Source organism: Staphylococcus sp. GDX8P114P-2, from assembly GCF_017892945.1.
Lineage (GTDB): Bacteria > Bacillota > Bacilli > Staphylococcales > Staphylococcaceae > Staphylococcus > Staphylococcus arlettae.
Window position 1 is genome coordinate 33332 of the sequence record NZ_JAESMB010000005.1, and the last position, 23946, is coordinate 57277.

Annotated in this window: 27 protein-coding genes, 1 pseudogene and 1 riboswitch; of the genes and pseudogenes, 10 read left to right on the forward strand and 18 right to left on the reverse strand. The window is 33.0% G+C overall.

Translation table 11 applies throughout. The annotated features are described in order from the left end of the window. Window positions 1-141: 141 nt before the first annotated feature. Window positions 142-546 carry a YxeA family protein gene (locus KA845_RS01515; RefSeq protein ID WP_167868077.1) on the forward strand — a complete coding sequence of 135 codons (405 nt, stop codon included), beginning with the start codon at window positions 142-144 and terminating at the stop codon, window positions 544-546. A 394-nt stretch (window positions 547-940) separates the two neighbouring features. Here the strand turns inward: KA845_RS01515 and KA845_RS01520 are convergent, their stop codons facing one another. Continuing rightward, window positions 941-1420 (reverse strand): nucleoside deaminase, encoded by a 480-nt coding sequence (locus KA845_RS01520; RefSeq protein ID WP_103388585.1) that lies wholly within the window; start codon window positions 1418-1420, stop codon window positions 941-943. A gap of 157 nt (window positions 1421-1577) precedes the next feature. Here KA845_RS01520 and KA845_RS01525 point away from each other — a divergent pair, with 157 nt between their 5' ends. Further along, entirely contained in the window at window positions 1578-2084 is a 507-nt protein-coding gene (locus tag KA845_RS01525) for a cupin domain-containing protein (protein ID WP_167868076.1), read from the forward strand. A 64-nt stretch (window positions 2085-2148) separates the two neighbouring features. On the opposite strand, the gene KA845_RS01530 is transcribed toward KA845_RS01525, so the two are convergent. Beyond that, window positions 2149-2997, reverse strand: coding sequence for a YitT family protein (locus KA845_RS01530; RefSeq protein WP_107380121.1), 849 nt, complete (start codon window positions 2995-2997; stop codon window positions 2149-2151). Between the two features lie 194 nt (window positions 2998-3191). Here KA845_RS01530 and KA845_RS01535 point away from each other — a divergent pair, with 194 nt between their 5' ends. Continuing rightward, on the forward strand, window positions 3192-3398 hold the full coding sequence (locus tag KA845_RS01535; RefSeq protein ID WP_107380123.1) for a hypothetical protein: 207 nt from the start codon (window positions 3192-3194) through the stop codon (window positions 3396-3398). Between the two features lie 620 nt (window positions 3399-4018). Here the strand turns inward: KA845_RS01535 and KA845_RS01540 are convergent. The 6 genes from KA845_RS01540 to KA845_RS01560 all read right to left on the reverse strand — a co-directional run bounded on the left by KA845_RS01540 (window position 4019) and on the right by KA845_RS01560 (window position 7383). Continuing rightward, on the reverse strand, window positions 4019-4318 hold the full coding sequence (locus KA845_RS01540; RefSeq protein WP_107380127.1) for a hypothetical protein: 300 nt from the start codon (window positions 4316-4318) through the stop codon (window positions 4019-4021). Window positions 4319-4345: 27 nt separating this feature from the next. After that, window positions 4346-4564 (reverse strand): epilancin biosynthesis-related protein ElxI1, encoded by a 219-nt coding sequence (gene elxI1 / locus KA845_RS12985; protein WP_103388589.1) that lies wholly within the window; start codon window positions 4562-4564, stop codon window positions 4346-4348. A 160-nt stretch (window positions 4565-4724) separates the two neighbouring features. Beyond that, window positions 4725-5081 (reverse strand): rhodanese-like domain-containing protein, encoded by a 357-nt coding sequence (locus tag KA845_RS01545; RefSeq protein ID WP_103388590.1) that lies wholly within the window; start codon window positions 5079-5081, stop codon window positions 4725-4727. After that, on the reverse strand, window positions 5074-5592 hold the full coding sequence (locus KA845_RS01550; protein ID WP_103388591.1) for a MarR family winged helix-turn-helix transcriptional regulator: 519 nt from the start codon (window positions 5590-5592) through the stop codon (window positions 5074-5076). Before KA845_RS01550 ends, KA845_RS01545 begins: the two co-directional genes overlap by 8 nt. Window positions 5593-5995: 403 nt before the next feature. Continuing rightward, complete coding sequence (locus KA845_RS01555) at window positions 5996-6277, reverse strand: Rcat domain-containing protein (RefSeq protein ID WP_107373800.1); 282 nt, start codon at window positions 6275-6277, stop codon at window positions 5996-5998. An 83-nt stretch (window positions 6278-6360) separates the two neighbouring features. Then, complete coding sequence (locus tag KA845_RS01560; RefSeq protein ID WP_107373801.1) at window positions 6361-7383, reverse strand: AbiH family protein; 1023 nt, start codon at window positions 7381-7383, stop codon at window positions 6361-6363. A gap of 376 nt (window positions 7384-7759) precedes the next feature. On the opposite strand from KA845_RS01560, the gene KA845_RS01565 reads away from it, so the two are divergent. Beyond that, a complete protein-coding gene (locus KA845_RS01565; protein ID WP_107373802.1) occupies window positions 7760-8704 on the forward strand; it encodes an exonuclease domain-containing protein in 945 nt (314 codons plus the stop codon). Beyond that, entirely contained in the window at window positions 8701-9093 is a 393-nt protein-coding gene (locus KA845_RS01570) for a hypothetical protein (protein WP_107373803.1), read from the forward strand. Before KA845_RS01565 ends, KA845_RS01570 begins: the two co-directional genes overlap by 4 nt. Window positions 9094-9150: 57 nt before the next feature. Here KA845_RS01570 and KA845_RS01575 read toward each other — a convergent pair whose 3' ends face one another. The 8 genes from KA845_RS01575 to xpt all read right to left on the reverse strand — a co-directional run bounded on the left by KA845_RS01575 (window position 9151) and on the right by xpt (window position 16194). Further along, window positions 9151-9345: a hypothetical protein gene (locus KA845_RS01575; RefSeq protein ID WP_107373844.1), complete on the reverse strand. Its 195-nt coding sequence runs from the start codon at window positions 9343-9345 to the stop codon at window positions 9151-9153. A gap of 378 nt (window positions 9346-9723) precedes the next feature. Beyond that, complete coding sequence (locus tag KA845_RS12990; RefSeq protein ID WP_239442777.1) at window positions 9724-9969, reverse strand: YolD-like family protein; 246 nt, start codon at window positions 9967-9969, stop codon at window positions 9724-9726. 253 nt (window positions 9970-10222) lie between these two features. After that, a complete protein-coding gene (locus tag KA845_RS01585) occupies window positions 10223-10525 on the reverse strand; it encodes a hypothetical protein (RefSeq protein ID WP_107373804.1) in 303 nt (100 codons plus the stop codon). Between the two features lie 58 nt (window positions 10526-10583). Next, window positions 10584-10985: a sigma-70 family RNA polymerase sigma factor gene (locus tag KA845_RS01590; protein ID WP_239442778.1), complete on the reverse strand. Its 402-nt coding sequence runs from the start codon at window positions 10983-10985 to the stop codon at window positions 10584-10586. A 287-nt stretch (window positions 10986-11272) separates the two neighbouring features. Further along, window positions 11273-12814, reverse strand: a complete 1542-nt coding sequence (gene guaA / locus KA845_RS01595) for a glutamine-hydrolyzing GMP synthase (RefSeq protein ID WP_021459319.1) — start codon at window positions 12812-12814, stop codon at window positions 11273-11275. Between the two features lie 20 nt (window positions 12815-12834). After that, window positions 12835-14301 (reverse strand): IMP dehydrogenase, encoded by a 1467-nt coding sequence (gene guaB, locus KA845_RS01600; RefSeq protein ID WP_021459320.1) that lies wholly within the window; start codon window positions 14299-14301, stop codon window positions 12835-12837. 34 nt (window positions 14302-14335) lie between these two features. Beyond that, window positions 14336-15604 carry a xanthine permease PbuX gene (pbuX, locus tag KA845_RS01605; RefSeq protein WP_103388593.1) on the reverse strand — a complete coding sequence of 423 codons (1269 nt, stop codon included), beginning with the start codon at window positions 15602-15604 and terminating at the stop codon, window positions 14336-14338. After that, the gene (gene xpt, locus KA845_RS01610; protein WP_002509193.1) at window positions 15601-16194 is read right to left on the reverse strand and encodes a xanthine phosphoribosyltransferase; all 594 of its coding nucleotides are present in this window, start codon (window positions 16192-16194) and stop codon (window positions 15601-15603) included. Before xpt ends, pbuX begins: the two co-directional genes overlap by 4 nt. A gap of 240 nt (window positions 16195-16434) precedes the next feature. Continuing rightward, window positions 16435-16537, reverse strand: a riboswitch (purine riboswitch). A gap of 213 nt (window positions 16538-16750) precedes the next feature. Here xpt and KA845_RS01615 point away from each other — a divergent pair. The 4 genes from KA845_RS01615 (at window position 16751) to KA845_RS01630 (ending at window position 21055) form a co-directional block, all read left to right on the forward strand. Next, window positions 16751-17161: a general stress protein gene (locus tag KA845_RS01615; RefSeq protein WP_151508165.1), complete on the forward strand. Its 411-nt coding sequence runs from the start codon at window positions 16751-16753 to the stop codon at window positions 17159-17161. A 520-nt stretch (window positions 17162-17681) separates the two neighbouring features. Beyond that, a complete protein-coding gene (locus tag KA845_RS01620; protein ID WP_151508164.1) occupies window positions 17682-18356 on the forward strand; it encodes a hypothetical protein in 675 nt (224 codons plus the stop codon). A gap of 127 nt (window positions 18357-18483) precedes the next feature. Further along, on the forward strand, window positions 18484-19479 hold the full coding sequence (locus tag KA845_RS01625; RefSeq protein WP_002509584.1) for a hypothetical protein: 996 nt from the start codon (window positions 18484-18486) through the stop codon (window positions 19477-19479). Between the two features lie 190 nt (window positions 19480-19669). Then, window positions 19670-21055 carry an L-cystine transporter gene (locus KA845_RS01630; RefSeq protein ID WP_002509585.1) on the forward strand — a complete coding sequence of 462 codons (1386 nt, stop codon included), beginning with the start codon at window positions 19670-19672 and terminating at the stop codon, window positions 21053-21055. Window positions 21056-21313: 258 nt separating this feature from the next. Here KA845_RS01630 and KA845_RS01635 read toward each other — a convergent pair whose 3' ends face one another. Continuing rightward, window positions 21314-21892, reverse strand: coding sequence for a hypothetical protein (locus KA845_RS01635; RefSeq protein ID WP_002509586.1), 579 nt, complete (start codon window positions 21890-21892; stop codon window positions 21314-21316). An 83-nt stretch (window positions 21893-21975) separates the two neighbouring features. After that, window positions 21976-22731: pseudogene (gene nfsA, locus KA845_RS01640) on the reverse strand (oxygen-insensitive NADPH nitroreductase). Between the two features lie 180 nt (window positions 22732-22911). Between nfsA and KA845_RS01645 the strand changes: the two are divergent. Beyond that, entirely contained in the window at window positions 22912-23691 is a 780-nt protein-coding gene (locus tag KA845_RS01645; protein WP_103388597.1) for a 2-keto-4-pentenoate hydratase, read from the forward strand. The last annotated feature ends 255 nt before the right edge of the window (window positions 23692-23946 follow it).

Consider the following 23946-nt stretch of genomic DNA (forward strand, 5'->3'; position numbering starts at 1 on the left):
AATGCATTTAATGAATAATCGCGAGTGTTTACTTTTCAAATAAATCGTATGACAAGATTGTCATTTGAAATGTCACTTCATATTGTCGAAATTTATCATGTAGCTCCTTATACTGAAAGTAACAACGTTAGGAGGTATTATGTGAAACGATTAATCAAATCAATCATAGGTATATTTATTTTTATCGTAATAGTTTGGAGTGCTTTGCTTCTTTGGAAGGTTTACGCAGAGCAACATACTGATAATTCAGCAGTTGCAGACTTGGCAAAGTTTAATCCATTAATACAAAGTGAAAATTATTATATTAAAACGCAAGAACCAACAAAGGTTGATAAACAGGATAATTCACACAATGTTTATAAGTATAAACAGCAGGCAGTAGATAAAAATGGTCATCGCAAAATGATTACATTTAATGCTTTTTCAGATAAATTAAAAATTAATCATTATTTAAAAGTAGAAGTAAAATTAGATAGAGTGCAAAGTTATAAAGAAGTATCTCAACAACAAGTCCCTTCAAAAGCATTACAACGTATCGATTCATAAACAAAGACTTAGACAAGTGATATACTGTCGACATAGTTTCTGACTTTGTTGGCAGTTTTTGTTCACGCTTTCCGCGGGCACTGCCTTAGCTTGTAGTCTGCGGCGAGTGCTATTCCCGCAGGAGTCGGCTCAAAACACTGCCCATATTATTAGAAAGACTTAGTTGAACTGTTGTCTAAATTCTAAAATAAGAGTGGGATATTATTGTTTAGTCTTACATCACTATAGACTGTCTATATAGTTTCTGGCTTTGTTGGCAGTTTTTGTTCACGCTTTCCGCGGGCACTGTCTTAGCCTGTAGTCTGTAGCTAAGGAGTCGACCTAAAGTCTCGCCAATATTAACGAAAAAAGCACTCATCATTTAGATAAGTGCTTGCTACAATCAGACAGACATTTATTGTTGTTGATGAAAACGATAATGCAGTTGTCTTACCTCTTCTGCTAAATCTTCTACAGGTCCTTCAACTTCAGTATCAGTAATGACATCTTGGATACGCAAATGTCGAACTTTAGAAGGCGGGACGTCTAACTCTTGTAACCACTGTGACAATTGTGCCGATGAACTTGCGTAGACAATCCGATTAAGACCGACCCAACCATGTGCAGCTGCACACATTGGACAATGCTCCCCTGAAGTATATACCGTTGCTGTAGCGCGTTCATCTTCAGATAAGTGGTTCGCCGCCCAGCGCGCTATCGCAAATTCAGGGTGTTGTGTATGGTCACCGCCAGAGACATGGTTAAAGTCTTCAAATAAAATTTCTCCATCCGCTGCAACAAGTATAGAGCCAAATGGTTCGTCATTCGTTTGCAATGCAGTTTCAGCCAATGTAATACAGCGTCGTAAGTATTTTAAATCTTGTTCATTGATCATTACACTGTTCCTCCCTCTCCCAGTTAGCTTTTAATTATAACTTTAATATAGTACAGGCGAGATAGCTAATATTTCACCATAGTCCATACTTTAATCTGCTAACAATGTTTAACTTTCTAGTAAATGAGAGAAATAGTAATGTAAGGAGGTCAACGTTATGAAAGAACTAACAGATAAACAAATTAGTACTTATCAATTTAAGGATGATGGCACAATTCCGAATAACCCCACATACCCATTAGTGATATATAAGGATTTACTCACAAGCAATGATCAAGCTGAACAGATTTTAGCGCATAACAATTGGCTAGACGCTTGGCGTGGTGGCATATTCAACCAACACCATTATCACAGCAATACCCATGAAGTCCTTGCAGTTGTAACTGGAGAAGCTTTTCTCCAACTTGGCGGTGCTTCAGGTAAACAATTAGCTGTCGCATCTGGTGATGTCCTCATTTTACCAGCAGGCACTGGTCATAAATTAGTCGATAGTAGTCCCGATTTTACTGTTGTTGGCGCCTATCCTAATGGTATAAGTTATGATTTCTGTACAGGACAACCACAAGAACGTCCTCAAAATGTCGATAACATCGCAACGGTAACACTACCTGCAAAAGACCCTTTATTTGGTAGCCAAGGTCCTTTATTCAATTATTGGCAATAAACAAATAAGCTAGAAAAGTTGAATTATACTTTTCTAGCTTACTTTATGTGTATTAACTTTTTTATTATGTGATGTTATTAATAAAAGTACTGCCTAGTACATCTCTGACATCATGTATCACTAAAAATGCTTTATCATCTTCTAAATATACTAAATTTTTAATTTTTGTCACTTGCGATTGAGGCACTACTACATAAAGCATACCTGAGTCATTTTTTGAGTAACCACCCTTACTCGGTAAAATCGTTGAACCTCTACCAGTGAAACTATTAATTTTGTCAGCAATTTGTTCATTATGTTCTGAAATAATCGTTACCGCTTTTTTAGGGTTAAAACCTTCAATGACAAACGATGTTGCGCGTTCCGTAATAAACAACATAATTATCGTAAATAGTACGTTTTTTAAAGGTAATACCATTAAAAATGATAACACGATTAAACTATCTAGTAAGAAAATAGATTTAGCAGTTTTAAATCCAAAATATTTATTTAATATTCTAGCAATAACAGCAGGTCCTCCTACCGTACTGCCTGTCGACAAAACGATACCCACACTAATACCAATAATCGCTCCACCAAATACTGAGTTGATAACAAAATCATCAATCCCTAAATTTATATCTTTAGTAAGTCCTAAAAATAATGAAAGTGCAGTATTGGATATAACAGTATAAATAGCTACTTTTTTACTTAAAAATTTCCAACCTATAATAATAAGAACTACATTTATTAGTAATGTGGTGATTGCTGGTGAAAAACCAAAAGCATATTTTAATGCTAATGAAATACCCACAGTTCCACCATCCCCTAAATTAGAGCCTAGTAAAAAACCGTTTACGCCGATAGCATTTATAAAAGTACCAATTAAACATAGAATGATGTTTTTATAGTGATTGTTAATAACAGCTAACATGATCTCACCTTCTCTTATATATAATTAACCCGTACATACTACCATATAGCTACCTATAAATGATACGTATTTTTTATTTAGTGTGAATTCACACTATAGAAAGCGCTTATATTTAAACCACATTGTTCTACTGTATTGTTTCATGTTAAATTAACACTAAATTAATTAAGAGATAATTCGAAAGAGGTGATACAATGTCCACGGTCATGTATATACATCACGTAATTAATATTATTCTCATGATTATCTTATCTATATTAGAATTCACTCATTTTGGTGGCACAGTCGCCTTAATCGTATTAAGTATTTTCTTTATCATCAATAATATCTTATTATTTAGATCAAACAGTAAACAAGTGAAAGATAACGGCACTACGTTAGAAGATTTTAACAAGAAATAACCGAATTACATTGGAGGTGTATGATCATTCACAACAAATCACAACCATCAACTAACAGTATTAAAACAATATTTTGTGCTACCTTGCCGATATACATATACTTTATTGCATTATCGATACATACGATATTAACGAAAGCAAACATCCTTGCCGTCATCCTAGCTACAGTGGGTTTAATAACTTTTACAGCCATGCTCACACTAGTAACTACCAAATATTTGAATGCGAGAAAACCTAAAAGGATAAGATATTATAAAAATGAGCAAAATTAAATATGATTATAACTACTTACTAATGGCGATTCCTCTATTAATCCTAGCTAAATTGGCCCCAGTCACTTTTGTCGCAGCTATGATCTGTTTACTTTGTGGCTTTGAGAAGCGGGAATAGTACAATTGAGTTGTAAAGCTAGGCAATAAACCAATATTAAACTGCAGGAGCAATGAAACTTATGTACATTGCTCCTTTTTATATAGCTGTTTTCTACTGTATTATGAGCTAAAGGTATCATTTTATTACTATTACGCATTGAAAATTTACCAATTTATCCTGAAGCGATTCAAAGAAAAATAAAAAGAGCTAGAAAATGCGTAGGAGCAACGTTCCCAACTCTCTTTTTATCAATTTTCTATATTTTTTATTTCCTGTTTATATCTTACTAAGATATCATATTTTTCCTTAGGTACAATTTCAGACACTAATACATCGTATGCCTCGTTGTATATTCTTTTAGCTTCAGATTTCTTTTCTTTGTTTTTTGCACTATATTCATCGAAAATTTCTTCAAATAGCTTTTCACTTTTATTTAAATAGATAAGTTTGTCTTTATTAGCATCTCGCTCAATCAAACCATCCCTTATACCATATTTAATAGCATAATAAAGTAAAATAGCAGATAAAATTATGTATACGAAAACCAATTAATCACATCCTTTACAATTTATATTTTAGTTTTCAATATGATTTGACTCTTCCTTTTGTTTGTCTTTAATCATTTCAGAAGATACTGCAAACACAAATAGTAGTATAAATAGGATGATTGCTAGATAAGGTATATCTTCTAAAAAATACCATATTAAATTCCAATCGAACATCATATTCGCGTAACTAACTGCATACTTGATAAAAAACAGAACAACACATACACCTGCTAACACATCTAAAATTTAGTTGTCATTTTCATTAAAACGCCCCTATATTTTATAAAAATATTCTATACTATTATTTGAATTTCAATTCAATAACATCATAGTGATATAAAAAATTATATCACTCATATACATATATTTTAACACTTCACTATCTGATTAATATTTATTATTCTATTTAAACATTCTCTAGTGGTAATTTCATACCTTTCCATCCTTCTAACGCACCAGACAATTCATATGCTTCATAACCATTTTTATAAAATGTTAATAATGCTTCTTTTCCTAAAATAGTGCCACCAGTCCAATCATAAACCACATAAATTTTATCTTTTGGTAATTGATTTATTTGAGTATTTAATGTCTTGGCCGGAATCTCTATAGAACCTTTTATTTTATCTCCCTTTACTTCTTTCGGTGCATTCCTTACGTCTATAACAGTATATTTATCATTTCCTTTTTCCATATCTTCTAATACTTCATGGTGATTAATATATAAACTTAAAAAAGTTTCTAAAAATTCTATTTTATCCATTATTATCATCCTTTTCTATATTGAGTCTTAATTTATTTACTAGGTTTAAAAAAGTTGCTTTCTCTTCTTCATCAAACGCTTTAAACATATCTGCAACTAAATCATAATTATGGGGAAGAAAATTTTGCAATTTTAACTGTCCCTCTTTGGTTAGTTGTACATAATTTGTTCTCTTGTCTTGACCTATATTAACTCTTTGTATTAAATTTTGCTGTTCCAAACCTTTTAAAATACCAGTTATCGTAGATTTTTTATTCCCAATTTTTTTGGATAACTCTGATGGTGACAAAATCATATTTTCTTCATATGACAGCAACATCATTATTGAAAACTTTGCTTCAGTTAAACCAAATTCATCGCTAAATTTGTCATAGTTCTTTTTCATAACTTTATAAGCTTTATTTAGCTCTAAATAAAGCATTACAGAAATGATGTCTAGATTCTCATAACTTTTCTTTAGTTTTTCTAATTTACTGTATGTAGGGCTATCTATTAAATAAAATTCGTTCATAAAAACATCTCCTCCATTTAGTTAGGTACCTAACTAAATTAAATATAACATACCCTTCAATATTTTAAAACCAATTACTATTTAACTATTGAATTCCGTTGGCTACTGGAACTGTAGTGTATGCTGATGTTGCTGTAAAATCCGCCAATTATATCAGTGTGAAACGAAACGTATTCAAAGCAAAATAAAAAGAGCTAGAAAGTGCATTATAGCAACGTTTCTAACTCTTTTCTTATGCTTATATATTATTCCCACTCGATGAAGTAGTGATTTTTCGTAGTTTAGTAGCACTTGTGAACATTTGATATAACAGTGTTTCACTATATTTATAATTCTCATTAATTTACATCATTTTAAAATTTACGTATTCAATTACGTATTCATTCCCGTATGCGTGAGATACCTATTTTTTGTTAGGTTTAAAATGCAATTCACATGACTTACAGTATAACGAATGTCCGAATTTATTCAATAAGAATATAAAAAACACCGGAATTACAATAACAAAAACAATAGCCATAACAGTACTAACTGGATTTCTCATAAAGTCACCAGAAATTACTGTACCTAAAATTATCATTACAGCAAAGGCTACTCCAATTCCAACTAAACATCCTAAACATCCACTAGTTCGTTCAACAACAGCGCCCGAACCACATCTTGGACAACGACGCCAACCACTCACTATGTATCACTCCTGATTCTTTACTCTCAAACTTTATATAATAATTAGTGTTATTATATCATTGTTTATAATACAGTAGTACATCAATGTAATATTAATTCATTGATCCGTTTGGATTTTACGACTTCATTTAGTTCCATAATCATCCTCACACCTTGATACACAAATATACAAAAAACAATGGTACTTATAAATCTCTTGAAGAGTTTCATTGTTTTATTATCTATTAGATGATCATTAAAACTTTCAAGTTTATTTTCTAAATTATATTTCTTTAAAAATTCAACAAACTTTACTTTATCTCTACTGTTAAATTGGTATTTACTTAAATAAACCTCTGTTATTGTACTTTTATTATCTTCAAATATCTTTTCTATGTATGGCTTGTCCACGTCAGATAATGAAAACCCCCAAAAAAATAATTCGTTAATCTTACTTTTTTGTAATTTTTCATAAAAACGTTTATTATTCTGAATAATATTTTTTGTATCTTTTTTTGTGTTTAAACCAAAATAGTTAATTTTTTCATTATCCAAACCCGGCGATTCAACTTCTTTTATAAAATTTTCACCATGTCCATAATGATATTGTTTATTACATTTGTTTTTATGTACATGAATATGATTTATATTTTTATTACAAACACTAAATCTATAGTTTTTCTGAAGTGTCTTTGTATAATTAAAATTCAAAAAAAGATCGTCATTTTTAAATATCCTTGTTCGCCTAGTTGAATGTTCATCAATACTATTAATCCATTGAGTAAACAAAGATTGTAAATCTATTAGAACATTTTCTTGTAACATATCATTACGAAATGAATTTTCTTTACAATAATCCTCACTTTCATTAAGTGATCCTATATAGGCTAAAATAGTTTCAAAAAGATTCCACTCACTAGAATCAGAATCTTTTAGTATATTTGCTTTACAATTATATGATCCTTCTGCCGAATTTAAAATAGCATAAATTCTAAATAGGTTTTCTTTCTCTTTCTTTTTACTTTTATTAATACGATTTTCGATATACTTTTTAAACTCCTCAAAACTAGTACTCAAATTATGTGCCATATCGAACCCATTACCTATTACAAAAAGCCTTGTCATTTTTTCACCATCTCTTTTTACTTTTAATTATGTATATATCTTAATGAGAAAGCAATGAGTAATATAAGAATTAGTACACTCTGACATTCACTCTGTGCTGCATCGAGAAATCAATTTACGTATGAGTTTATTCGTTTGATGTTCTACAATCGACTTTGATCTCAAATGAAGTATAAGTATATTATCACTAAATAATTTTAATCATAACTTTTTGTTATCACTATTATTTTTTAAGTGTAGTACAATTAAGTTAATAAATTATTTTTTTAGTAGACGTCAGAATACCTATATTGACTATGCTACTTGAAGATTACTTCAGTCAGTTGAACCATTACGTGTGACTTATTACAAAAAATTATAAAAAGGGGTATGGTGAATGAAAAAATATGATATAGCTGTACTAGATTTTGAAACAATGAACAACCATTCTGATAGTCCCTGTGAAATTGGAATATCGTTAATTAAGGATTTAAAAATAGTAAATGAATACCATTCATATATTAACCCTCCTAATAACGAGTATAGTTTACAGAATGCGAAAATACATAAAATCCCAAAAGAATATATTGATAGTGCACCTCAATTTAAAAGTATATATGATGATATTAATTCTCTAATATCAAATTCTCATTTAGTAATCGCACATAATGCGCATTTTGATGTTTCAGTATTAAAATCAACTATTGATAAATCTAATCTACTTTCTATCGATTTCATGTATATAGACAGTATTAATATAATGAAACAATACGTGAGCAGCAAAAAAGTTAATTTAGAAACTTTGTGTGATTTGTTTAACATCAATAAAGAAAATTTGCATTCAGCTTTAAATGACACACAAGCCTTATCAAAAATAATGATAAATATAGCTGAATCCAGAAATTATAAAAGTATACTTGAATTAATTCAAAACATGAGAAATCAGTCTTTGAAATTCAGTGGTTTAACTAAAGCTCAACAATCAACTTCTTTTTCATTTCCAAAGAAAAGTGATTTAAAACTATCAGAAATAAACAAAATGCCCGTTGAAATAAATGATAATTCTTTCTTCAAAAATAAAGCAGTTGTTTTCACAGGAGATTTCGAAACTAAAAAAGATGAATTGAAAATTATGGTTAGAAAAAATGGAGCATTCATTAGAAGTGAAGTTTCTCCTAGAATAGACATACTAGTCGAAGGTGAGCAACAAGAAAGATATAAAGATGAAAACGGATTGGTATCAAAACAACGTAAAGCTAGAAAATTAATAAACCAAGGAATAAATATTCAAATTTTAAATGAAAATGAGTTGTTGAGTCTTGTAAAAGAGGTGGAAATATGATTAAAAAAATCAAAACACAAAACCATACTTTTTTAATTGAAGAAATAGACTCAAAGGGAAACGAAGATGCTTATTATGGGTATTCATTACTTTTATCTATTTATATCGCAATTAATATTCATAAAAGAACAAAGATGGGTCAGTATTTTTTTAGTGATAAAACAAACAGAATTGCTTTAAAAAAAGATGTTTTAAGTATTTCTGATCCAACTGAAGAAGAGGTTGAGTTTTATAACTTGATAAAGAATAAAAAAAGCCTTAATTATTCTAAAAAAATAGTTACACAATATGGTATAACTAAATATTTAAGATGTTATTTTATTGATGGAAAAGAAGACCAAAATGACAATCCAAAATGTTTACTGTACTATAATTCAAGTGTTTTATAGGAATATATAAACATTTTCTTTCTAACTTCATATAGTCGACACGTTAAACAAGCCCACCTAATCCATGTGGGCTTTTGCGTATTCATATAGTTTTTCTATAGTGATAAATTTCGCTTTACTTAAATCTGATTTACCAGTCATTAAATCTGTAACGGCTTGTCGGGGTATGCCGGAATTTTCAGATAAACTATAAGCTGTTTCTGTATCAATTAACTTTTCAATTTTACTTTTTATTTCTTCAATCGTGTCCACCATTAGCACCTCTTTTATCTTTATATAATTTGTTTACTAATAATGTAGTAATTAGTGCAACAATACTTTTTGTTATGTCATTTCCAAGCAGCACATTTACCCATGCAAGAATGATTAAAATAATATAAATTGTTTTCATAATGTTTAAGTGTTAGAATTTGATTATAAATAGGTAGCACCGTTGGGCTTACCTTATTACTTTTCTTTATCGTCTTTTAGTAGTTGTGTGACAATGGCCGTTGTCAATGCTACATAAAAGGCGATTTCTACTATCTGCTTGATGTTAACCAACACTTTTTTAACTCCTTCCTAGCTGGTATACATTATTACAGCACGTTATTCCGTACTAAATAAGCTGATTGTTTAAAGTTTTTCAATTTATTTTATCCCTACAATATCTTTTAAATCTAACTTTGTTATCCCTTTATCTTCATATAAATGCAGCGTTTGTGTGTATGGGTCAGCTTTATGAATAATGCCCTCTTTCGATTTAATATAACCATTACAAAAGTACCGTACATTTATATGTGGATCGTTGAACATTTTAAATACTAATGCTTCATTTAATTTTTGTAATTGATCATCGCTAAGTATAGGTTTGTCTATCTTATTCTGGTCTTTCATGTATTTAGCTAACTGTTCATACTGTTTTGGAATTGAAGCAAAAGGTTGCCACTTAACCGAACCTCTATCTTTGCAATATTAGAATTTAAATACTCTCTTCGTATTTTGCGATAGCCCTTTTCATATTTATATGGTTCTGGTAATTCTTCATTTACAGCTATCAAAATAATCACCTCATAAATATAAAAGAACGCTGGTTCGCTTGTGTAAATAAAAAACACCCACAATAATGTGGGCATTATATTAATAATCACTAATCTCCTGATATTTCGCTATATATTTTATTACATTTGTGTCTGACCATAAAATACCTAACAATTAAATATAATGCAGGAATTAAAGTCAACATAACTTCTTGAGTGAATCTATTTTTAAGATCACTTAGATTAAAAATTCCATCATTAATCGTAAGATAAAATGGACTAATTACATCCATAATTAAAATTGCTAAAGCGATAAAACTTATGTATATAAACAAACTTAATAACAATGTGTTTTTCTTTTTCCAAAGTACTTCGAAATGTTTAATCAATAATAGTTCTTCACTATTCCCCAAAAAATCACCTCCCCAATTTATTTTACTTTAACATAAATTCAAATTTTAATAAATTATGTTATATCATTAATATATTAAAATTAACAAAAAAAGAGCAAGCACATAAGTGCCTATCCTCAGTTATATACTCCAACTTATCCAACAATCTATTAAACATTTGCTTTACTCTTGCTTCTTTGACACAAAATATACTCCCAGCCTTTTCAAATCTCACACCATTGCATATTAGTAAAGATAAATTATGTTCTTTTTCAGTCGCTATTCTTTCAATAATTGCATCTAGTTCATTATAAAATATACTTTCTTCAACATTATTATTATCTATATCGTGAGTTTCTGCTTGATCATTCACATTAAAAAATTCATCTGTATCAATATCATAGTCACATGTATTATCTTTTTCTATTGTCTTGTGGTAATTCAATATAAACTCTTTCACTGTCGCTTTATCATACCTCATACATAATCTACTGCCTTAGCAACACGTTTTAATATAACTTCTCTCGCATGTCTTAACGTTAACTAACTAACACCTATCACATAATCACAACTCATATGAGATGTATTTAACGATTTGTTCTTGTATAGCTCGGTATCACGCACATGTTACTGAAAAACAACGCGATAAAGTAGCCGATAAATTTGCTAATTATATCAATTTTTAGACGAAACGTATTCAAAGTAAAATAAAAAGAGCTAGAAAGTGCATTATAGCAACGTTTCTAACTCTTTTCTTATGCTTATATATTATTCCCACTCGATTGTGCTTGGTGGCTTAGAAGTAATATCGTAGACTACGCGGTTCACGCGATCTACTTCGTTAACGATACGACTTGAAATCTTTTGTAAGACTTCCCAATCGATACGGGCAAAGTCACTTGTCATACCATCAATCGATGTTACAGCACGGATTCCGACCGTATGATCGTATGTACGGTAGTCTCCCATGACACCTACAGATTGAATGCCTGGTAATACTGTAAAGTATTGCCAGATTTCACGTTCTAACCCTTCTTCACGAATGACTTGGCGTAAAATAGCATCTGATTCACGTACAATTTCTAATTTGTCTTCAGTAATTTCACCTAACACGCGGATTCCTAGTCCTGGACCCGGGAAAGGTTGTCTCCATACTAAATGCTCTGGAATACCTAATTCGATACCTAATGCACGGACTTCATCTTTGAATAGTGTATTGATTGGTTCGATTAATTGGAATTCCATGTCTTCTGGTAATCCACCAACGTTATGGTGTGATTTAATTGTTTGTGCAGTTTTAGTACCTGATTCAATGACGTCAGTGTACAACGTACCTTGTGCTAAGAAATCGACACCTTTTAGTTTTGAAGCTTCATCGTCAAAGACATAAACAAATTCGTTACCAATAATTTTACGTTTTTGTTCAGGGTCAGATACGCCTGCTAACTTATTCATAAAACGTTCTTGGGCATCTACACGAATAATATTCATATTGAAGCCTTCACCAAACTGTTCCATAACCATGTCGCCTTCACCTTTACGTAATAAACCATGGTCTACAAAAATACATGTCAATTGGTCACCAATCGCTTTGTGTAACAGCACTGCTACTACTGATGAATCTACACCGCCACTCATCGCACATAAGACACGACGGTCACCAACTTGTTCGCGAATTTTGTCAATTTCAATTTCGATAAAGTTTTCCATTGACCATTCGCCTGTACATTCACAAACACGGCGTACAAAGTTACGTAATAAGTCATTACCAAATTCAGTATGACGTACTTCTGGGTGGAATTGCACACCGTAAATACGGCGTGCTTTATCTTCAATTGCAGCGTAATTTGTGCTAGGGCTATCTGCAATTACTTCGAAACCTTCTGGAATTTCAATTACTTTATCTGAATGACTCATCCAAACATTTTGCTCTTCAGGTAAACCAAAGAACAATTCATCTGTTTTAGCATTAATCACAGCTTTACCATATTCACGCTCGTTTGCACGCTCTACTTTACCACCTAATAATTTAGTAGTTAGTTGCATACCGTAGCAAATACCTAAAATAGGAATACCTAAATCATAAATTGCTGGATCAATTGTAAATGAGCCTTCTTCATATACTGAATTCGGTCCACCTGATAATATGATTCCTTTTGGATTCATACGTTTAATTTCTTCTATTGAAATTTCATGGTCGTGTAATTCACTGTAGACGCCCATCTCACGAATGCGTCGTGTAATCAATTGATTGTATTGGCTACCAAAGTCTAGTACAAGGATTAATTCTTGCTCTTTCGCCATTTCCATAATTGTTTATCTCCTTTGACTTAGAATGAATAGTTTGGTGATTCTTTAGTAATTTGAATGTCGTGTGGATGACTTTCTGCTAAACCAGCAGGTCCCATGCGTGTAAATTGAGCTTCTTCTCTTAACGCTTCTAAGTTTCTTGAACCTGTGTAACCCATTCCTGATCTTACGCCACCCATTAATTGATAAACTGTATCTTGTAATGAGCCTTTGAAAGCAATACGTCCTTCAATGCCTTCTGGGACGAATTTTTTAGGCGTTTTATCTTGTTGGAAGTAACGATCATTTGAACCACTTTCCATAGCTCCTAGAGAGCCCATGCCACGGTATACTTTATATTGTCTACCTTGGAAAATCTCAGTTTCGCCAGGACTTTCTTCAGTACCTGCAAGTAAGCTACCTAACATTACGGCATGTCCTCCAGCAGCTAATCCTTTAATGATGTCACCAGAGAATTTAATACCGCCGTCAGCAATAATCGCTTTACCATGTTTGCGTGCTTCAGACGCACAATCATAAATTGCTGTAATTTGTGGCACACCTACGCCTGCAACGACACGAGTCGTACAGATTGAACCTGGACCAATACCAACTTTTACAACATCTGCGCCTGCTTCGAATAATGCTTTTGTAGCTGGACCTGTCGCAACATTACCTGCAACTAATGTTACTTCTGGGAATGTTTCTTTAATATGTCTCACTTGTTCAATTACACCTTTGGAATGACCATGTGCTGTGTCAATAACTAAAGCATCAACGCCTGCTTCAACTAATTTTTCAGCACGAATATCTGTATCTTTTGCGATACCGATTGCCGCGGCAACAAGTAATCTACCGTGACTGTCTTTCGCTGATTGTGGGAATTCTAATACTTTTTCAATATCTTTAATTGTAATTAAACCTTCTAAACGACCATTTTCGACAAGTGGTAATTTTTCGATTTTATGTTCTTGTAGCAGTTCTTCTGCTTCATCAAGTGTTGTACCTACTGGTGCTGTGACTAAATCTTCTTTTGTCATAACATCTGAAATTTTAATTGAAAAATCTTCAATAAAGCGTAGATCACGATTTGTGATGATACCGACAAATTGACGCTCTTCATTATTATTAACAATTGGGACACCTGAAATACGATATTTACCCATTAATGCTTCTGCTTCATATACACTTTCTTCTGGTGTTAAATAAAATGGATCCGTAATAACACCATTTTCTGAGCGTTTTACTTTTTGTACTTCATCAGCTTGATCTTCAATGTTCATATTTTTATGGATAACACCAAGTCCACCTTGACGTGCCATAGCAATTGCCATTTTAGATTCAGTAACTGTATCCATACCAGCAGAAATCAATGGAATATTTAATTTGATTCTATCCGATAATTGCACGCTTAAATCCACGTCTTTCGGCAAGATATCTGATTCCGCTGGTAACAATAATACATCATCAAAAGTTAAAGATTCTTTTTCAAACTTATTTTCCCACATTTAGTACAGCCTCCAATTTTTATTTATAGTTACATTATTTCATAACTTCTGTCGTTTGTTGATACTTTATACCATTAAAAAAGAAATTCAGAATAATTGCTGATAATGCGCCTAGAACAATACCATTTTGCGTTAACCAAGCAAATTGCTCACCTAATGATTCAAACGCTTGAGGTACTGCACTTATACCCGTTCCTAGTCCAACTGATACCGCAATAATCAACAAATTATTTTGATTTTTAAAATCGATATTACCTAATATACTAACACCATATGCCATAACCATGCCAAACATAGCAATCATGGCACCGCCTAATACTGGTAATGGAATCATGTTAGCCAAAGCACCCAATTTAGGGATACAACCACATATCAATAACAAAATGACCATGCCATAGATAACATTGTTTTTCTTAGCACCTGACAATGAAACCAAGCCCACATTTTGTGAATATGCCGTATACGGAAAAGCATTAAACACAGCACCTAACATAATCGCAAGACCTTCGGCAGTATAACCTTTACGAAAATCTTTACGGTCAAGTTGTTTTCCTGTAATTTGACTTAGCGCATGATAGACACCAGTAGATTCGATTAAACTCACTAAAGCTACAATAAAGAATACGAGTGTTGCTCCAAAATCAAAACTAAACATTGAAAAGCGAAATGGCTGTGGTAAAGCAAACCAATGTGCTTCTCCTACTTGCTTCACATCAACACTACCGAATGTAGAAGCCAGTATTGTCCCAACAAGCAAGCCAATCAAAATTGCGATGGATTTAAAAAATCCAGTTGTCAATCGTTGAATAATTAAGATAACCAACAGTGTAACAACGCCTAACACAATATTATTGCCATTGCCGTAATCTTTAGCACCTTCACCACCAGCTAAATAATTCATAGCCACTGGCATTAAATTAATCCCAATAATTGTAACGACACTACCTGTTACAACAGGCGGGAAAAATCTAACGAGTTGCGAGAAAAACGGTGCAATGATGACGACTAAAATACCTGATAAGAATAATGAGCCATATAATACATCTATACCTTTAGTCTGTCCTATTAAAATCATTGGAGCTACGGCTGTAAATGTACAACCTAGAACTATAGGTAAACCTGTCCCCGTCCCTTTCCATACTTGTAAAAATGTCGCGACACCACACATAAAAATATCTATCGTAACTAAAAATGCAATTTGTTCAGGCGTAAAGTCTAAACTAGTCCCTACAATAATAGGTACGAGAATGGCTCCCGCGTACATAGCTAATAAATGTTGAACACTTAAAATAAACGTCTTCATATTTGTGTGCCTACTTCTTCGCTGGCAAATGTCACTTTATTACCTTGCAATGAAGCTACTTTACATAATGAAGAAACACGTAATCCTGCGTCCTCTAATCGTTGTCTGCCAGGTTGGAAACTTTTTTCGATAACAATGCCTACTCCCGCTGTTGAAGCTTGGGCTTGTTTAACAATTTCATTCAATCCTAATGAGGCATCTCCATTAGCTAAAAAGTCATCAATAATAAGTACTCGGTCATCTTTGGCTAAAAATTCATTTGAGACAATAACCGTACTCGTTGTATTTTTAGTAAATGAATGAATATCAGCATGATAGACATCTTGTGTTAAAGTGCTTGGTTTTGCTTTTTTCGCAAACAAACACGGTACATTAAACTGTAATGCTGCCATTATTGCAGGCGCGATACCTGAAGCTTCGATCGTTAATATTTTAGTAATGCCTTCATCCTTAAATTGCTCATAAAACGTTTGTCCCACTTGTTGCATCAGGCCTGCATCGATTTGATGATTTAAAAAACCATCTACTTTTAAAATCTTTTCATCAATTACAATACCGTCCTCTTTTACTTTGCGTTCCAACAAATCCACTCGAAAAAACCTCCTCAATTTGTATACAAAAAAAACCCTAAACCAACAAAGTTTCAGGATCTACGAGTGAACAAGCCATACAACTATGTAACTAGCATTTAAAAGCCAGATAATTGCTTATCTAAGTGCTAAAGTTGAATAAACATTTCCCGTTGCTATTCTGCGCAAGCACTTTATGTATGATAAGCCCTATTGTTTTTAATATCATGTGAATAATAAAAGCAATAGTTTTACATTGTTTTGTATTGGGGTGTTACTCATAGTCATATCGTTAATGGCGACATGGTAGAAACTTCTAAAGCCGTATTCTTCAGATTATATGAGTTAGATAAATTATTATACGATAATACCAAATTCCACCTTTTTTTTCAATATATACATTGTTCGCAATATTATTTCGAGCACGATTACACTGCACGTTGCAATCGTTTTCTATAGTGTTTTCATGGTGTTTGTCAAGATACGAGAAACATTATATAATTTAATAAATTCGTTTTATTTTCATGCTTCAAGGGTAAACATGCAATAAGTGAAAACAACAAGTGGAGGGGTAACCATGACAGAATTTACTGTAGTCGATAATGCAGAGAGTTTATATCAAGCAATTGATAGTAAGAGAGCAGAGGGGTATAAAGATTACGAACTATCAGTGCTAAGTAAAGCTAAATTACATTTAGATGAATTACATGATTCAGAAATCAATCTAACATCTACTGGTGGCACATTTAGTGATAAAGTGGCTAAAATCATGACTGGCGAAGATACTGAAAGTGTAGTACTTGCAAACTACAACCTTTCTGATGAAGCGTCTGAACGTTATAAAAAAGAACTTATGGACAATAAATTTATTTTAGTTGCTGCTAAAGATACAAGTTCCCATGAAGAAGTGAATCACTTAAATGCCGCATATGATGAAAAGATTCTCGGTAAACATTTTTCTGAAGAAACACGTGGACCAAAATCTTAAAGCTACAAACAGTAAAAGACTGGACTATTATTAATAATAGTCCAGTCTTTTTATATTGTCTGTAGTTACACTTTAGGTATCAGTTCTGCTACTACTTTTCATAAATATGGGTATGGGCAAAATCCTGCGAAATAACTCTCAGCGAAGACTACCAGCTGAGGCAAAGCCCGCGGAAAGCGTGCACAAAAACTGTCAACAAAGTCATAGATTATGTCGATAAGCTATGGTGGTATGAGACGATTCAATAATATTCCATTCTTACTTTAGAACATAGACTACTTCAGGTAATAGTTCGTCTAAATCTGGCATGAAATATGGGCAGTTTTGGGCCGACTCCTGTGGGAATAGCACTGGCCGAAGACTACAGGCTGAGGCAGTGCCCGCGGAAAGCGTGCACAAAAACTGCCAACATAGCAGGAAGCTATGTTGCATTCCCTTTCATAATAAAAAAATATTTCATCCATACATAGAAAAAGCCATATGCTATAATGGGCAAAACAACAAACGTGGAGGTTTAAGTATGGAATTTAAAGTAGTGAAATCCGTCAATGATCCATTATTTAAAGAAGCAATCCAGCTTTATGATGCTAAATTAGACGTATCTTTAGCTGAAGGAGAAAAAATATTTCGCCAATCTTTAGAAAATAAATATACTAAAGATGATTATATCTTCCTAGTAGGTCTTGAAAATGGCGTTGCAGTTAGTTTAGCAACTGCACATTACGAAGCTACGACCAACTCATCATTTTTAATTTATCTCATCGCTAAAGACAACCCGAACCACGACGAAGTTATCGCTTTAACATTAGAAGAAAGTCAAAAAGAGATTAACCATTTATCCAATCAATTACATTCACGAGATGTTAACTTTATTATGCTAGAAGTGAAACAAGAGCCTGAAGACACAGAACAACTTGAAGACCAATCAACTATTTTAAGTAATCGTCGCCGCTTTCTGTTTGAACATGGCTTTGAAAAACAAAACGACATTGACTATATCGCACCGCAACGTAAAGGGGAAAGTCTAGAGTCACCTATGGATTTATTTATTAAACCAAATATCGAATTAACAAAAGATATTTATGGCGCTAGTATCAAATCAAATTATATCTTAAAATACGTTTTCGCTAACAAAATACCTCGCAGTGAAATCTACCCCCTTTTAGAGGAAATGGACCTACGTAAGCAGTCTTAATTTTACAAGGAACACTTGAAATGAAGACTTAAAGGGGTTAAACTAACATAGAAGTAAGACTGACGTTTCACTAACCGAAGACAAACGTCCGTATACATAATCACATATTAAGAAAGGGATTATCTCTATGTTAACGAAAGAATTTGCTCAACGTGTTGAACTAAGTGAAAAACAAGTACGTAAAATAGTACAACATTTAGAAGAACGTGGTTATCAACTTAGTAAAACTGAATACCGTGGCCGTGAAGCTACTGATTTCCATGAAGAAGATATTGAATTATTCCAAGATATCGCAGAAAAAGTCAAACAAACAAATAGTTACGATTTAGCCTTTGACGAACTAGAAAAAGAAAAAGACTTCTTACAAGTATTAGTCAAAGACACAGACGAACAATTACCAGCTGACCAAAATGTTGCTAATGTCATTGAAGACTTACGTACAGAATTGGAAAAAATGCGTGAAGAGCGCCACATGCTTGGTCAAATGATTAGCCAAGTACATAATCAACAAAACGAATTACGTGAGTTACAAAATCAAATCACTACAAAAATAGACGCAAATACGGAATCACTGACTGCATTACAAACATCTACTGAAGAAATTAAAACAACTCAGTCTGATATTCAAAGTGCGCAAAAAGAGCAATCTGAATTAGTAAAATCCAGTGTGGCAAATGAAACAATTGCAGCTAAACCTAAGCAGGAAGCTCAGACGGCAACATCTGAAGCTAATACTGAAACTGCTACGTCAACGAACGACAGTCAATCAGAAACAGCGTCAGCTAAATTAACTGAAGACGAGATTACATCTACTTCAACTAATTCTGAAAACCATGCAGCAAAAACACCACAAACTGCAAGTACGACTGAAGCAACTTCAGCTAAAACAACTACAGATGAAATTACTGAATCAACTGCGGAAAGTACTTCATCAACAAATGTTGCTGAATCTGAATCATCATCTGAAGAATCAACGACAAAATCTGAAGATCACAGTGAGACAACTAATACATTCAGCATAAATGACTCAGCTCAATCCGAACCAGCAAGTGAATCTGCACAATACAATTCACAATCACAAGGTGAGAAAAAAGGCTTCTTTGCACGTCTGTTTAATTTATAATATAAAGCTATTTTTATAGTCTAGACTCCGGTCTAGACTTTTTTTAATGCTCTAAAGATTGTAATAATATTCTGACTATAATTTTTATAGTAATATTTGAGTTTTTCCTCTTGAATAAATATTGTTTTGCTACTATCCTTATTAGGTATGTCGGATTAAATTATATTAAAAGAAAGTGTAGGTCTTTACTATGTTATTTACTATTATTAACATAATTGTATTTGTGGCCTTCATCATCGGATTATATATTATGGCTAAAAGACACGTATCTTTCCCTAAACGTGTATTCACTGCATTAGGTGTAGGGATTTTATACGGGGTAGCCATCCATCTTATCTATGATGTCGATAGTAGTATAACTAAACAAACAACTGATTGGTTTAGTGTTGTCGGAGACGGTTATATTGCCTTGTTACAAATGATTGTTATTCCATTAATTTTTATTTCTATTGTTTCAGCGTTCACCAAAATACAAATCGGTGAAAAATTTGCGAAGATAGGCGTTTGGATCTTCGTATTCTTAATTGGTACAGTAGCTATTGCAGCTATTGTTGGTATTATTTCAGCATTAATATTTGGATTAGATGCTTCAACAATTGACTTAGGTAATGCTGAAAGCTCACGTGGTAGTGAAATTGCTAGCCAAGCAAAAGATATGACAGCACAAACATTACCTCAACAAATTTTAGAGTTACTACCAAGTAACCCATTCTTAGACTTCACAGGACAACGTACTACATCAACAATTGCAGTCGTTATCTTTGCAGCCTTTATAGGTTTTGCATTTTTACGTGTTATGCGTAAACAACCTGAAAGTGGCAATGTTTTAAAACGTGGTATCGATGCATTATACGCGTTAGTTATGTCTATTGTAACGTTCGTATTACGCTTAACACCTTATGGTATTTTAGCAATTATGACTAATACTATTGCTACAAGTGACTTTGCGGCAATTTGGACACTTGGTAAATTTGTAATTGCATCTTATGCAGCACTTATTACTATGTATATTATCCATTTAATTATTATTGGTGGTATTGGGTTAAATCCTATTACCTTCGTGAAAAAAACGGGAGAAGTATTACTTTTCGCTTTTACATCACGTTCAAGCGCTGGTACATTACCACTTAATGTGCAAACACAAAAAACACGTTTAGGTGTACCTGATGGTATTGCTAACTTCTCCGCATCATTCGGTTTGTCTATAGGACAAAACGGTTGTGCCGGTATTTATCCCGCAATGTTAGCTGTGATGGTTGCGCCAGCAGCTGGCGTTGAAGTGAATTTACAATTCATTTTATCCGTTATCGGTGTTGTTATTATAAGTTCATTCGGTGTAGCCGGTGTTGGTGGCGGTGCAACTTTCGCCTCTATACTCGTATTATCAACATTAAATCTTCCTGTCGCATTAGCAGGTGTCTTAATCTCAGTAGAACCATTAATCGATATGGGTCGTACGGCATTAAACGTCAACGATTCTATGCTTGCTGGTGCAGGTACTGCTAAACTTACAGATAACTTAGATAAAGATACGTACAACGATAGTACTTACGGTGAACTTACTGCCAATAATTAAACACCTAGTTACTATGTAATATTTATCTAACAAAAAACACTTCGTTAAATTCATCACAGCATGAATTTTAACGAAGTGTTTTTTTATATAGATTGCTTACTTTTTTAGTAACAAGTCTCCCTATGCCCTTCCTATTATTCATCAATTTAAAAACAACGACTTAACCCTTTTCGTTAGAGGAATAAGTCGTTGTTCATCTTGCTACAGCTTTTGTCTTTATTTGTATGTTTTCACCAGACACTCAAATTGCTAGCTTCTTTATGCTATAGGTTTGAAAGGGCCCCAAGTAATCTTCTTCTTACTATCTAATGGCGTTTGCTTAATCTCATGAGAGACGTCATCAAACCACTTTAAAAATGCTGCATATTTATCAAGTTGGGCTTCCATACTTTCTTCCGAAATGTCATGTAAATACCAGGTTTTACTTTCAAATTCGAATTGAATTTGTGTGTAAGCCATTCGCGTTAAGTGTGCACGATCATATAAACAATGTGCTTGTTTTACAATATTATCCACTTGCGGCAATAGATTGTGTGCAATGATGTTTTTGTGCTGTGTATTATCCAAATCATTCCACATTCTTACCTGACCATTCATTTGAAAGAAAATGTCCATAGTTGGATCTTTTTCATCAAAGGAAATTAATATAAATATACGTTCTGCCGTATGATCTACGCAGTTTAATGTACTTACAATGATTTTACTCGCTATTTTCGCCCAATATTGTTGTGCTTCTTCTGGAGTAAGTTGGTTGTTATCTATATGTGTATCACGCTTTTTTTCACTTGGACCCACTGCATCTGTGTTTTCATTCTTCTTAAATAATCTATCAAACATGCTCAACACAACCAACCCCTCTCTATAGTTACACAAAACTAAAAAACTTTTCGACACTAACACCATGTCATGGTATAGCTTGCTTACTGCTTAATAAAACCTGACTTATTCAGTTGTTCCAACATTTCAAGTCTTTGTTTACTACTCATAAAGCCAGCAATTTGATCTGACCATGTTTCTGAACGTTCTCCATTCGTACGATTACGATAATATTCACTTACTGTTTGGTCAAAAGCTTCAATTTCTTGTCGTTGACGTTCTTTGTCGCTATTATATTTGTTTTGATGGAAGATGTGTTCTAAAGGTAGACGTGGCTTAGGTTCGCCATTTTCATCGTCTGCAGGTTCGCCGAGAGCCATACCAAATAGTGGGAAAGTATGTTCAGGTAAACCAAGAATATCTTTAACACGTGCTACGTCGTTACGTAAAGATCCTAAATAAACCATGCCATAACCTTTATCTTCAGCAGTAACGGCAATATTTTGTGCTACTAAAGCCACATCAATTGCACCGACTAATAGACCTTCAGCAGATTCAAAAGACACGCTCATGTCTACTTTTTTATCGTCGTTAATCGTAGCATGTCTGTAATAATCCATAACGAACACTAATAAATATCCATTTTCAACAACGTAAGGCTGTCCTGACACTTCTTTTAATTGCTCTTTAATAGTAGGATCATTAATTCCGATAATCGAATACGTTTGTAGGTAACTAGATGTAGAAGCATTTTGACCTGCTTCTATTAATTCTTTTATCGTTTCCTCGGGAATGTCATTAGGCTTGAATTTTCTTACTGAATGATGTTATTTCAATAAGTTATATACATAATCTGTCACATTAATCGCTCCTTATTTGTAAATTTCATACTTCACTTTAACAAATAAAATCGATTAACCCTTATTATAATGCTTACCCGTTTTCTCAACTTTTAAATATATTGAAAGTAAAATCATTTCTCGTTATGATAATTATAATGATAATAGTAACAATTTTCTGAAAATTTAAGGAGAGATTATATGTCAAAGGATACTAAAGTTATTGCAGATTCACTTTTCACTGCTTTCAAGGCGCATGAACCTATTGATTTTGTGAGCAACACATATAATATAACTGAAGCTGACGCATATCATACGCAATCATTATTAATAGAACAATTGCAAACTGTTGATAACTCTAATATCGCTGGCTATCGTGTTAATATGACTAATGACGCTACTCAAATACTTGCGAATACTAATGAACCTGCATACGGGACTATTTTATCCAGTAAAATTGTTCAATCCAATGAATCTATCTCATTATCGAGCCTATTTAATCCTCTCATAGAACCTGAAATTATGTTTATCGTAACAGACGACATTCCTATGGATGCTGATGATGCTACTATTTTGTCATGTGTTGATATCGCACCAGGTTTAGGAATTGCCGACGCCCGCTATAAAAATTGGTTCCCCAACTTTACTTTAAGTGATTTTATCTCAGATAATTCAGCCACAGGACTTGTTGTCGTTGGAGAAATTGTTCCAGCATCAACAATTTCCGCATTAGCGAATGTAGAAATGACATTAACACACAATAGTATAGAGGTTGCTGAAGGTTCCGCCGAAATCGTCTTGGGAAACCCCTTCAAATCATTAACATGGTTAGTTTCTAAATTACAACAGCACAACAAACAATTAACGAAAGGTCAACTTGTGGCTTCCGGTACGTTTATAAGAGCCTTACCAATAACTCATGGTACGTACCACGCTACTTTTACTGATATTGGTGAAATTAGCGTAACCTTTGTTGATTAAGCTACCATACATGCCTGATAAAACGAGACTGGGACAATATTGATTGTCTTAGTCTCTTTTCATATTGGCAGTAGCTGACTGCATTGAAAATACGCTTCAAATCAAGCTTGTTTCAATGCTAGTCATCCTTTCCGGGGTGGGACGACGAAATCATTTTTTCAAAATCAGATTTCTGTCCCACTCCCTTTTATTGTGTTATTTCATTATATTAAACTATTTTCATATTCTAAATGATATTTAGTTGAGAATAAAAGT